This is a genomic window from Roseofilum sp., assembly GCF_982964205.1.
This window is the reverse complement of sequence record NZ_CEZBFX010000060.1, coordinates 1-13,620: the sequence shown is the minus strand read 5'-3', so window position 1 is coordinate 13,620 and position 13,620 is coordinate 1. Positions and strand designations below refer to the sequence as shown.

General features: G+C 46.5%; 8 protein-coding genes and 1 tRNA gene. 1 reads left to right on the top strand and 8 read right to left on the bottom strand.

Annotation, left to right across the window (positions count from 1 at the left end):
* Window positions 1–34 precede the first annotated feature (34 nt).
* The 6 genes from AC3A14_RS15075 to AC3A14_RS15050 form a co-directional block, all read right to left on the bottom strand.
* Window positions 35–454, bottom strand: coding sequence for a peptidylprolyl isomerase (locus tag AC3A14_RS15075; protein ID WP_318733764.1), 420 nt, complete (start codon window positions 452–454; stop codon window positions 35–37).
* Between the two features lie 119 nt (window positions 455–573).
* Window positions 574–650 (bottom strand) — tRNA-Met (locus AC3A14_RS15070).
* Between the two features lie 58 nt (window positions 651–708).
* Window positions 709–1,656: an asparaginase gene (locus AC3A14_RS15065; protein ID WP_318733766.1), complete on the bottom strand. Its 948-nt coding sequence runs from the start codon at window positions 1,654–1,656 to the stop codon at window positions 709–711.
* Between the two features lie 37 nt (window positions 1,657–1,693).
* Window positions 1,694–2,194 carry a CGLD27 family protein gene (locus tag AC3A14_RS15060; protein WP_318733768.1) on the bottom strand — a complete coding sequence of 167 codons (501 nt, stop codon included), beginning with the start codon at window positions 2,192–2,194 and terminating at the stop codon, window positions 1,694–1,696.
* 15 nt (window positions 2,195–2,209) lie between these two features.
* Window positions 2,210–2,641 carry a ribosome silencing factor gene (rsfS, locus tag AC3A14_RS15055; protein WP_318736696.1) on the bottom strand — a complete coding sequence of 144 codons (432 nt, stop codon included), beginning with the start codon at window positions 2,639–2,641 and terminating at the stop codon, window positions 2,210–2,212.
* Window positions 2,642–2,777: 136 nt separating this feature from the next.
* Window positions 2,778–4,019 carry a glycosyltransferase family 4 protein gene (locus AC3A14_RS15050; protein WP_318733771.1) on the bottom strand — a complete coding sequence of 414 codons (1,242 nt, stop codon included), beginning with the start codon at window positions 4,017–4,019 and terminating at the stop codon, window positions 2,778–2,780.
* 529 nt (window positions 4,020–4,548) lie between these two features.
* On the opposite strand from AC3A14_RS15050, the gene AC3A14_RS15045 reads away from it, so the two are divergent.
* On the top strand, window positions 4,549–11,370 hold the full coding sequence (locus AC3A14_RS15045) for a DUF4347 domain-containing protein (RefSeq protein ID WP_487779047.1): 6,822 nt from the start codon (window positions 4,549–4,551) through the stop codon (window positions 11,368–11,370).
* 37 nt (window positions 11,371–11,407) lie between these two features.
* Here AC3A14_RS15045 and AC3A14_RS15040 read toward each other — a convergent pair whose 3' ends face one another.
* Window positions 11,408–12,112 (bottom strand): rhomboid family intramembrane serine protease, encoded by a 705-nt coding sequence (locus tag AC3A14_RS15040; protein ID WP_318735883.1) that lies wholly within the window; start codon window positions 12,110–12,112, stop codon window positions 11,408–11,410.
* 87 nt (window positions 12,113–12,199) lie between these two features.
* Window positions 12,200–13,504: a hypothetical protein gene (locus AC3A14_RS15035; protein ID WP_318735885.1), complete on the bottom strand. Its 1,305-nt coding sequence runs from the start codon at window positions 13,502–13,504 to the stop codon at window positions 12,200–12,202.
* Window positions 13,505–13,620 lie beyond the last annotated feature (116 nt).

Sequence of the window (13,620 nt, the reverse complement as noted above, 5' to 3'; positions counted from 1 at the left end):
TCCCTATCCTCGTACAAGCTAAGGAAAAACTCGATTACTCTTCAATTTTCACTGAAATAATCTTATCGCCTTTACGAATGGCATTAACGATATCCATATTTTCGGTTTGGCCAAAGGTGGTATGGACACCATCTAAATGGGGTTGGGGAGAATGGCAAATAAAAAACTGACTGCCTCCTGTATCTGGTCCTGCATGAGCCATGGATAAGGTTCCGGCTAAATGCTTATTGTCATTAATTTCGCATTTAATTTTGTAGCCCGGGCCGCCCGTTCCAGTTCCCAAGGGACAGCCTCCTTGAATCATAAAGTTATCAATAACCCGATGGAATGTCAGTCCATCATAAAATCCCTTATTGGATAATTCAACAAAGTTTTTGACTGTATTGGGGGCATCTTGGTCGAATAATTCCAAGTTGATTGTCCCTTTTTCTGTTTCCATAATGGCGCGGGTCATGGCTTCTCCTTAAGGGGAATTTGACAACTCTTTTACCGTACCATAAATTAGGAGGTTATACTCAAAACAAGAAACCCTACTAACGAGCGAGTAGGGTTTCTGAAGTAGGGTTTTGAATTTGGTGGCGGGGAGCGGATTTGAACCACTGACCTTCGGGTTATGAGCCCGACGAGCTACCAGACTGCTCTACCCCGCGTCGCTTTATCTAGTATAGATCGGCGATTTAAATTATGCAACCTTTTTTCCAAATTTTTCTAAATTAGGGATAATTCGCCGCTCACCTCTAGTCGTTTATAGTCTCCAAGGGTTGCGAACTGCTCTCCGAGGGTATCGGCAGCCATGGGGCTAATCCAGCCTAATTCTTTAAGGGCGTGAATGGCAGCGGCATATTTGGCCCGTTTACTACCGTCGGTAACTTTAATGGCTAAACCGACCCTTTCGCCAATGCGACTAATACATTGGATGCCTTCGGCTCCAGACTTACTGACCAGTTCCCCTTGAGTGACTCGCATTAATTCGGTGTCAAACTTCTCTTCCCCTGCAACAAATTCAGGATAGTGGGTCATGGCTCGTACGACTCGCTCTAAGTCTAGATGATCGCCAGAGGCTAACTGAGCGTATAAGGTGGCCATTTGTCCCAGTTGCATGTAGTAGGTGGGTGCGCCACAGTCATCATGGACACCGATGAGTTCATCGGGAGGAAGTCTGAGCAGTTCGGCGACTCTGGATAAAATGAGTTGTTGAACGGGATGATTGCGGCGTAAATAGTTTTCTTTCATCCAATGGCGTTGCTGACAAACGGCTAACATGCCGGCATGTTTGCCCGAGCAATTGTGTTGGAGGGCGCTTTGAGCGCCAGAGGGAATGGGACATTGGAGGGCTGTGGGTTCAATTTCGCAACGCCAGAGAATGTTAAAGACTTGTCTGGCTTGAGCTGTTGTACCTTGATGGGAACTGCAAATGATGGCTAAATCGCGATCGCTCAGATCGTAGCGTTCTAGGGTGCCACTGGTGGTTACGGCTGAGGCTTGAAAGGGTTTGAGGGCAGACCGAATGAAGGTGGCAGTTTCTGGATCTCCAGCCGCAGAAAGGACTCGCCCTTTGTCGTCGCAAACAACAGCTTGGGTGCAGTGGGTTGATTCAGTAATGCCTTCCCGGAGAAGACTAACTTGTAAGGTGGCGGTACGTTTTCCCCTGGTCATGAGTTTATGAATAAGATGAATAGAAAATCAGGAATGATTAGAAACAAATCCAACTAATGGCTTCAGCTCCGAGTAGTGTTCCTAGTGCCGCAAATGTCCAATGAAGGCGTTTGAGGATGGGTTTGACTTGGTAGGTAACAATCAGTTGGTCTTTGGTTAGGATCTCTGGGGATTTTTCCCAGATTTGACCATCATACCAGCCGGATTCTTCGTAGGAGACGGTGGGGCTGTTGAGGCGATCGCCAATATATTTCCATCCTAAGTATAAGCGCACCAGGAGCAATATGAGAATCAGACTCGCTCCAGCACTGGCACAGAGGGTAAAGTGAAAGGGGTCTTTGCTGACTGGGAAACTTGCCGCAGCTACTGGACCGGTAATGACCCAGCTTAATCCCCAAATCCAGATCGCCTTCAACCAATACTGATGAGGGTTTAGGGTTCCCCAACGAAAAAATCCTGATTCTTTTAGTGATCGAAATTCGTTGAGAGGTTGTTGCTCATCCGGGACAGGACAGGCCCAGGTATTGTTTTCTGTCATAGGGCTTTGTGTTCTCTATGAGTCCTTGGGTTTAAATTCGATCGCTTCTGCATGACTCCAGAAGGCATCGAGGTTATAAAATTGTCTCTCTTCGGGGAGAAAAATATGGACAATGACTTCTCCAAAGTCTTGCAAAATCCAGCTTCCTTCAGCTTTTCCCTCGGTTCTGAGGGGAAAGCGCTGGAAGTTCTCTTCTACACTATCTTCGATCGCCCTGGCGATCGCCCGCACTTGCACGGTGGAAAATCCGGTGACCAATATAAAGAAATCGGCTAAATAGGAGACTTCATCGACTTTGAGGATCAGGATATCTCCCCCCTTACGGTCATCGGCCGCTTCAGCTATGGTTAGGGCCATATGCTGAGTACTCTCTATGGATAGAGGACTAGAGAGAGCTGAAGAGGGAATTGAGGTAGGAGAAAGAGGGGTTTGGCCAAAGTTGGACATGCAAACAAAATTAAAAATTTAGGACAAGTTCTAGCGATCTCAAGAATCTTCATCTTAACTGAAGATCTGGGCAGTGGGCAGTCGGGAATGGGGACGGGGGGACAGGGAGACGCGGAGATTACCTATTACCCATTCCCTATTCCCTATTACCCATTACCTCCTCAAATAGGGTTTCATAGCGATTAAGAGCTTGTTCAAGGGAAAAGTTTTCCAGGGCATAGTCTCGCCCCTGTTTTCCTAGCCGTTCAACTTCTGTGGGATTATGGTACAGCTTGGCAATTTGATCGGCTAAGGCTGTACTGTCTTCTGGGGCAACCACGACTCCGCCTCCACTCTCACGAACGGCTTTAGCGGCGGTTCCATCATTAGGGACAGAGGCAAGAATGGCTCGACCACTTGATAAAATTAAGGGAATTTTGGAGGGCAGGTTAAAGGTGGTGACGCGCTGTTTTTGGACAACTAATCCGATGTTGGCAGCCGCATACATTTGGGGCAAGGTTTCACGGGGTTGGAAGGGGAGGAGCGTAACATTGGTGGCTTTTAGGCGATCGCATTCCGTTTGCAGAGCGCCCAAGGCTTTTTGTTCTCCCACAATCACAAATTGAATCACTTCCAAGTGTTGGAGTTGGGCAGCGGCTTGAATGACGGTACTTAGACCTTGGGTAAGGGCTATATTACCGGCATAGAGAATGATAAACTTACCCTTAAGTTGATGTTCGCTGCGAAATGGATTGGGTTCTTGAGGTAGGGGACGAATAAAGTTTACGTCTACCCAGTTGGGAATACAGGTGATTTTGCGATCGCTAATTCCTTGCGACAATAATTTGTCTCGAAATCCTTCAGCAATAACGCTAATTTGTTTCGAGGTAGAATAGGCGAGAGTCTCCAAACTTTCTGCCATTTTAAATAATACAGACTCACGCTTGAGTAAGCCGACTCGTACCGCCGCTTCTGAGACGATATCTTGTAAATTAAGTACCACTGGAGAGCGTCGAGAAGCCGAAAAAATACTCACAGGAACCGCGATCGGTAAAGGGGGAATAGTTGCAAAAACGATATCTGGTTTCCATCCTCGATAGGCTTGAACGACACTACTAAAAATAAAACTGCCATCCAGCAAGAGACGATCTAATAATCCCGGTTTTGGCCCCTTTATGTAAACATAACTACGCTGAATCGTAACCTTGTTTTTTACTTCTGTTAAATAAATTTTACCGCGATACCCCTCATAAACTTGCCGTTCGGGATAGTTCGGCATTCCTGTCACCACCCGCACCTGATGCCCTCGCTTGGCTAGACCTTCGGCCAACTCAGTCATCAATGGAGCAATTCCAATAGGTTCTGGAGCATAGTTATAAGAATAAATTAGAATTCGCATTGCATAAGACCTTAAGCAGGTAGAATTTTCAAAGGTAATAGCATCAAGCTTACAAAAAAAGTTTACATTATCGTAACCTAGTTTGAGGGAGATCGGAGTATACTGGTGTTTTTTGTTTGGGTCAGCGATCTATTTGTCCGCAAAAGCACTAATCATTGATATTCTAATATTTCGCTCCTCATCAATTGCCAAATATTTTTGCTTAGATGTATAATATACTTGTTCAGGGTGTAAAGAATCTCTTTGAATTAAAAAGAGTGATAAATATTGGATTTTATCTAATTAGAGTCAAATATCAAAATCAAATAAACCAATTCTTGATTTGAGTAATGAGCTAGGCTTAAATATTAAATAATAGAGGCTCTCACCACTAAGGCTTGCTAAAAAACAAGCTTTTTATGATAGAGAAATGCATCTACAGAATCTATAGATCGGACTCTAAAAAAATGGTTAACATTAATTCATTAGCTCAGATCAAATCGATTCACATATTCTACTCCAGGTTACTCAGCTTACATCTACCATGACCATGTCTAACTTATTCAATATTGCTGCGTTTACAAAACAGATTGCGTTTATCGATCCCCAGGTTGAAGATTATGCCAGTCTAGTTAAAGGGATCAAGTCAGATGTAGCTGTTGTGATCTTGGAAAAAGATCGAGATGGAATTGAGCAAATTAACGACTATTTGGTTGCCCATCAGGAAAACTCCATTGGATCGCTACACTTAATTTCTCATGGAAACTGGGGACAGTTACAGCTCGGTTCAACCCAACTCAGTCTAGAGACCTTAGCCTGTTATAGCAAAACCCTACAAAACTGGTCACATTTACTGAGTAAAACAGCAGAAATATTACTCTACGGTTGTCGAGTTGCGGGAAATGCGATCGGTGAGTTCTTTGTAGAGCAACTCAGTCAGTTAACCCAAAGGGCGATCGCCGCTTCCACCACCTTAACCGGCAGTGTAGCTTTCGGTGGAACCTGGGATTTAGCCTATCGTACAGGAGAGATACACTCAGAATTAGCACTAGAGAAAGGGGCGATCTCGACCTACCCCCACACCCTAGGAATCATCGTCGCCAACCCTTTCTATGCAGTAGGTCGGGATCTACCCATTAATGCCAGCGATCCATTCACACAACTCTATATTGTTGACATTGAAGATGGAACCTCGACTAAAGTCGGAACCATCGGCTTTGATAGCTTTGCGATCGCTCGACAAAGCACAACCGGACGAATTTACTATGTAGAACGAACAACAGGACCAGGTGCCCGAGTCGGTTTCTGGGATCCATTAACAGGAAATCCTACTACAGTTGGAACAGTAGGTGCAGCCGTCCCCAGTGGTATTCAGTTTTTTAAATTAGCCCAAGCCGACAACGGCACCATATATGGTTTGAGTAATGGATCGAACGAATTATTTTCCATCGATCCCAATACAGGTACGGCAACTAGCGAAGGATTAATTTCAGGATTACCTGCAAATGGTGGAGATATAGCATTCGATCCGAACGATCCTACTGGTAATACCCTCTTCATTACTACCACTGGAAATACTGGCGATCCATTTGAACTCTATACAGTAGATGTTTCAGCAGGGACTCTAACCGCAACACGAATTGGAGAAGCGAGTCTTAGCAATACTCGGACTGGCTCTTTAGGATTTGGGAATGATGGTAACCTATATGCTAGTAGTGGCGATCGATTAGTCATCCTCGATTATCCCAATGTCAGTGGAGGAATCATACCCACCCTAGATAGGGGAGCTTTAAACTTTGCTGCCGCAGATTTTGGAACCCTACCCACTCTAGAATCTCAAGCTGATTTAACCATCGAAAAAACAGACAATCTCAATAACGTTGCGGCTGGTAGCCCCATTACCTATACCATCTCAGTCACCAATGATGAGCCATTAGACCGCATCATTGGCATGATCGTTCAAGACACCCTTCCCAGTCAGTTTGTTACCAGCAGCATCAGTTGGACAGCAACCATTACCGATAATAATACACCAGGTGATAGTAATATCGTCAGTGGTGCAACTGGAAGTAACACCAACGACTTAGTGGTTCAACTCGCTCTAGGGCCGCAAGATACAATCACCATACTGGCTACTGGAACCATCGATCCAGGAACAACAACTGGAACTGTCATTAGCAATGAAGTTGAAGTTCCTGGTATCGAAGACACGTCAACAGGCAATGATAGCCCTATAGATGAGACAACCGTAGCTAATGCTACTGATGCCGACCTAGACCTGCTCAAGAGCATCAGCAACACAAGTCCCAACGTCGGCGACACACTAACCTACACCCTCACCCTCTCCAACACAGGTCCAGCCAACGCCACCGGAGTAGAAGTGAGCGAACAACTGCCAGCCGGACTCACCTTCGTCAGCAGCACCCCCAGCCAAGGAACCTACAACAATGGCAGTGGAATCTGGGATGTAGGAACAGTCAACAATAGCGCCAACGCCACCCTAGAAATCGTCGCCACAGTCAATGCCGGAGCTACATCCCTGAGTAACACCGCCCAAGTGAGTGCCTCAGACCAAACCGACCCTGACTCAACTCCAGGTAATAATATAGACAGTGAAGACGACCAAGCCACGGTAACCACCTCAGTCGGCAGTACACAAGCCGACCTAGACCTGCTCAAGAGCATCAGCAACACAAGTCCCAACGTCGGCGACACACTAACCTACACCCTCACCCTCTCCAACACAGGTCCAGCCAACGCCACCGGAGTAGAAGTGAGCGAACAACTGCCAGCCGGACTCACCTTCGTCAGCAGCACCCCCAGCCAAGGAACCTACAACAATGGCAGTGGAATCTGGGATGTAGGAACAGTCAACAATAGCGCCAACGCCACCCTAGAAATCGTCGCCACAGTCAATGCCGGAGCTACATCCCTGAGTAACACCGCCCAAGTGAGTGCCTCAGACCAAACCGACCCTGACTCAACTCCGGGTAATAATATAGACAATGAAGACGACCAAGCCACGGTAACCACCCCAGTCGGTAGTACAAATAACCCACCAGATACGCAAGATAAGCTGTCTGAAACAATTCCTAATGATGAGCCTGCTCCGGTTCCTACTCTGACGGCAACTGATCCGGATGGAGATGAGATTGTCTCTTTTACAATCACAACTCTACCTCCATCAGAGCAAGGAACTCTCTTGCTTGATGGAAATCCTGTTTCTCAAAATCAAGTTCTGACTCCTGAACAAGCCAGTCGGTTGGTGTTTAACCCCAACCCGACATTCACTGGGAATGCCACATTTAACTACACTGCTACAGATAGCCAGGGTAATACGGACACAACGCCAGCAATGGTGACGTTACCGGTAGAAGCCCCAGTAACCAATTCTCCACCAGAGGCACAAAATAAAACTGGAGAAACCCGTCCGAATGATGAACCGAGTCCAGTGCCGACTCTGACAGCAACTGATCCGGATGATGACGTGTCTTTCTACACGGTCACGACGTTGCCACCCCCGTCTCAAGGAACACTCTTGTATAATGGGGTTCCGGTACAAGCTGGACAAAAGTTTACTCCAGAACAGGCGGGTCAGTTGGTGTTTGACCCCAATCCTAGCTTTTCGGGAGATGCTACATTTGAATATACCGCTACAGATGAAGCAGGTAATACCGATCAAACTCCAGCGATAGTAACTCTACCTTTAGTCGCACCAACAACGACTAACCCACCAGAGGCACAAAATAAAACGGCAGACCCCCGTCCCAATGACGAACCCAGTCCGGTTCCTACCTTAACGGGTACTGACCCGGATAATGATATTTCCTTTTTCACGGTAACCACCATTCCTCCGGCGAGTCAGGGAACGCTTTTCTACAACGGAGAACCGGTACAAGCGGGACAAACGTTTACTCCAGAACAAGCAGGGCAATTGGTATTTGACCCCAACCCTAATTTTACTGGGGATGTTACGTTTAATTACACAGTGACTGATGAGACAGGTAATACTGACCCCACGCCAGCGACAGTTACCCTGCCTCTGACAGCTCCAACAACGACTAACCCGCCAGAAGCACAAGATAAAAATGGGCCGGTTCGTCCGAATAATGAGCCGAGTCCGGTTCCTACTTTGACGGCAACTGACCCGGATAATGATGTTTCCTTCTTTACGGTAACCAGTGTGCCAACTCCAGAGCAGGGGACTCTGTTTTATAATGGGGAACCGGTTCAACCTGGCGATACCTTTACTCCAGAGCAAGCAGGACACCTGGTATTTGATCCCAACCCCAACTTCACTGGGGATGCGACTTTCAACTATACGGTGACTGATGAGACGGGTAATACTGACCCCACGCCAGCAATGGTTACCCTGCCTTTGACGGCTCCAACAACGACTAACCCACCAGAGGCAATAGATAGGAGTGGCCCAGTACGTCCCAATGATGAGCCGAGTCCGGTTCCGACCTTGATCGGGACTGATCCGGATGGTGATATATCTTTCTTTACAGTTACCACTTTGCCAAGTCCAGAAGAAGGGACGTTGTTCTATAATGGTGAGCCGGTACAACCCGGGCAAACGTTTACCCCAGAGCAAGCTGGACAGTTGATTTTTGACCCGACTTCTGGGTTTACGGGAGATGCGACGTTTGAGTACACGGTGACGGATACTCAGGGAAATACAGACCCGACTCCAGCGACGGTGACTTTACCCATTCAAGCAGCAACCGATGGACTTCCACCGATCGCCACCTCTAATCCGAATAATCCTGTTCCTAATAATACTCCGAGTCCAGTCACCAGCCTCCTCGGCAATGACCCAGATGGAGAGTTGTCCTTCCTCAGAGTCAACACTACTATTCCGCCAGAGCAAGGAACTCTATTGTACAGAGGAGAACCGGTTCAGCCAGGTGATACCTTTACCCCAGAACAAGCGGCGCAACTGGTATTTGACCCCAATCCTAACTACACTGGAGATGCTGAATTTACATTCACTGCGATTGATGATGATGGTAATGAGAGTTCACCCGCTACCGTCACCATCCCCATTATCGGGGCAACTCCTACAACTCCTCCTGTAGCTAATCCAGCGACTAGCGAACCCATCACCCAAGGCAGTAGCGAACCCGCATCTGTGCCGACTCTGACCGGTTCAGATCCGGATGGGATAGTTTCATTCTTTACGATTCAAGATCCACCGACTCCAGAACAGGGAACGTTATTCCTCAATGGAGAACCTGTAGTAGCGGGACAACTGCTGACTCCAGGGCAGGCGAGTCAATTGACATTTGTTCCGAATCCTAATTTTACAGGGAATGCAACATTTACATTTATTGCAACCGATGAAACGGGGAATGTGAGCGGGGTTCCTGGAGTCGTCACCTTACCAGTGGTGGGACAAACACCGGTCGTGACTCCCCAACCCAATACAGGTGCACCTATGGTTCCTGCTATCTCACCGTCAGATCAGACCCCAACCGTCTCTCAAGTGAATGAAACTCCTTCAACACTATCGTTTTTGGGATTTGACTGGAGTGCAATTTTAGGGATTGGTTCCCATCTGGATTGTCTCGATCCGAATCCGGAGTTTTATGCCCCTTCAGAAGCGCGGGTTAATTTCAATATAGTAGAACGGGACTTTTTTGGAAGCGAGCAGGCGGAACTGTTGCAAGGGGATCATGACAATAACCAGATCTTTGGCAATGGTGGCTATGACTTGATCCTGGCTTATCAAAGTAATGATACGGTTTTTGCCGGAAATGGTAATGATACTGCTTATGGTGGTAGATACCATGATATTCTTCTCGGTCAGGAAGGAACCGATCTTCTTCTTGGCGACCAAGATAATGATACGGTCTTTGGCGGCCCGGGTGATGATATTCAGTTTGGCGGCCAACAAAATGATTGGCTGTTGGGGGGATTTGGAAATGATACAGCTATAGGCGATCGTGATAATGATTGGGTGTTTGGTGAAGAGGGATTTGATTCCCTGATGGGCCATTTCAACCAGGATATTGTATTTGGCGGTATTAATAGTGATACAATTCACGGCGGTCGGGGTTGGGATATCCTATTTGGCGGCCAACACCCAGATACAGTCTTTGGAGACTTAGGCAATGATACGGTGCATGGGAATTTAGGTAATGATTCCCTGATGGGAGGAATGCACCGAGATTGGATCTATGGTCACCGCCAGCGGGATGTTATTCATGCAGGCCAAGGAGATGATGTGGTGTTCGGTGGCCAGGAAGAAGATACGGTATTTGGAGATCGCCACGATGATACCCTCTCAGGCGATGATGGCAACGATTCCCTCATGGGCAACCTCTGTTATGACATTATGTTTGGCGATCGCGGTAACGATACCATGCATGGGGGACAACAGACCGATCTAATGTTTGGAGGACAACATCAGGACTCCATGTTTGGAGATCGCGGTCAGGATGTGGTATCAGGCGATCGCGGTTCCGATACGCTATATGGTAATCTGGGTGGCGATTTTATATTTGGCGGTACGGAAAACGATACCATCTATGCTGGACAACAGGATGATTGGATCTGGGGTGGACAACATCAGGATTCTATGTATGGAGATCGGGGTCGGGATGTGGTATCAGGCGATCGCGGTAATGATACCCTGTACGGTAACCTGGGTCGGGACTTCATGTTTGGTGGCACAGGACAGGATACCATTTTCGCCGGCCAACAAGATGATTGGGCCTATGGGGGTCAAGATAGCGATTTCGTCAGTGGCGATCGCGGTAATGATATTGTATCGGGCGATCGCGGTAGTGATTATCTCCTCGGCAACCAAGATAACGATACTCTGTACGGGGAGACAGAAGCGGACTGGATACATGGGGGACAACAGAATGATGTCCTTTATGGAGGACAACAGAACGATACCTTAAATGGAGATCGTAACAATGATGTTTTATTCGGTGACCGAGATAACGACTCCCTCCTCGGAAACCAGAATCGAGACATTCTCTCTGGTGGAGCGGGTAATGATATCCTCTTTGGAGGACAAGAAGAAGACACCCTTGATGGAAATCAAGGAGACGATACCCTTAGTGGAGATCTCGGTCAAGATTTCCTCTATGGTGGAGATGGAATTGATGTTTTTGTCCTCCGAACTGGATCGGCAGCCAATAATATTTCGTTAGCCGATATTGTGGCAGATTTCCAAGTAGGGTTAGACTTTATTGGTCTCACAGGAGGATTAACTTTTGTGGACGTAACGTTAGAGGTTTTGAACAATACCACAATTGTCACCATCACCCAAACCAATCAAGTGTTGGGAATTATTAATGGTGTGACACCAGAGGAACTTATTCCAGCAATTATTCCCGTCGATATTGGTTTAGTTTGAATAGGGAGTCGCTAATAGGGAATGGATCGTTTACCCTTTACAGCGCTTTGCGGTGTAAAGAGGCGATCGCCATTCCCCACCCCATAGCCAGTATTTGTTGCAGAACATACCCAGGTGTAAGCGGATTAGCGTGGAGATTCAAGGAGCCGATAGCGTAGGAAAATTGCTGCACAAACCACCAAAATAGATAAAAAGCGGCTGGGAGTTGAATTGGGATAAAGATAATCAGCAAGGGAAGTAGAGTTTCAATTTTAGCCTTGGGAAACCCGATGACATACGCGCCTAGGAGCGCGGCGATCGCGCCATTGGCACCAACGATCGGTAAAGCAACTTCCGGATCGAGGAAAATACGGATTACACCTGCTACGATACCGCCAATCAGATAAAACCCCAGAAAAGGTAAGCGCCCCAGTTGGCTTTCAAGCCGTTTTCCAAACACGTATAAAAAGATTAAATTTCCCAGAATTTGGGCATAGCTGTAATGCAGAAATAGCGCCGGTAAAATGGCGAAACATCGCCAGAGAAATGCAACCCATACTGCCGGATTATCGCTGCTGATTGCCTGTTGCCACAATCGAGTAATTTCTCCTGGAATCATGCCCCAATAGCCCACCCAATCAGATAATTCTCCGGTAAAATCTAAATGAATTTCGGCAAAAAATACCATTATAGTCAAGCTGATTAACCCATAACAGATGACTGGAGTTCTGGTAATGGGTTGAGTATCGCGGATGGGAATCATGACAGTAGGGAATGGGGGATGGGGAATAGGGAATTAGGCAATAGGTAGTTGCATATATAGCAATTCACGCTATGGTCAGGGATAAGGTTAAACTTCCTCTTCCACTTCTGGAGCTGGAATCCAGAGGGCGATCGCTTCCCCGAAGAATAACCCTAAAATCGCAAAGCCTGCACCCATGACTAAAATCGTCAGCTCGGCACTATCCCATAAGGCTATCTGGGGGAAAAATAGGGTAATTATCAATATCACCATCGCTGATAAGCTGCCAATTCCCAAACATAATTGTACGGACAGTTTCGAGAAGGAATAAACTTGAAAATGGGTTAATAAGTAAGCAATGAACGGAATCCAAATTGCCGAAACATATGCCGCATAAAACGACGCAATTAATGTGACAATTTCGCCCCCTTTTAGAGCAATGGTTAACGCCAAACTGGCATTGAAGAAGGCAATTAGCCACCGACTCAGGGGAGAAACTGGAAACCAACCTAAATCTAAAATAGTTTTGGTTTGAATCCGCAGAATACTACTTCCGATTCCTAACGCTGGAACGACTAAAGAGAGAAGGAATAAAAAGCCTAAAAGATGATCTTTGCCACCGCCTATGGTCACTAAAATATAGGGAATCACTTCTTTTCCAGTGACATGTATCGGTAAAAGGTCACTTCTTTGGGCGGCTAAAACTAAGGCTGTAGGTAAAAAAGCCAAAACCATAAATCCCAAGGCGGCTAATAAACTCCCTCCATATAACATGGGAATTGTTTTAGCTTGCACAATATACTGTTGATATTTCATATCAATCATCACCAAGCTGACTGTGGAGAGAGAAACGCCTACCACTTCTCCCCAACCGACTTGAGTTAAGGAGGGAATAAATTGACTGGGAATTGATGCATATTCGGGTAATCCGTGCAAGGTCAACAAAGCATAAATTAACGAGCCAATATTGAAGACTAATAGGGCTTTAAAAATGACTCCAGCTTTCTCGATAGGAAGTAAGGAAATTAAGAGAAAAATAAGCGCTAAACCTACCATACTGGGCAAGATGGGCAGGGATAAAACTTTGAGAATAAATGCACCGGCAATAATTTGGACGGCATCGATGCCAATTAAGGATAACCAAGACATCAGAGCAATCAAGGTTTTGACGAAAGAACCGTAGCGATCGCCTAAAACAGTCCAAATCTGATCGACTTGTTGCCAATAGAACTGAGCCAAGCCTAACAGTGCGAAGGTTCCCAGGGCAATACATAAGGGATATAAACTCCCTGCTGCTCCCAAAGTGAGGGCTTTTTCCGCCGTTCCCAGGACAAAACCCAAACCATAATGAGCGGAAATCAGTAGAGCAGCCAGAGAAAAAAGACCAAGATGGCGATCGCTAGATGAATTCACAATCAATATCCATTAACAGCATCTGAGAATGATTTTGACATACTCCCCGACCTGAAGGTACGGGGATTCTCCGGTCAAACAGCAATAGCAGTCTGGGACTGTCTGACATCGCCTAA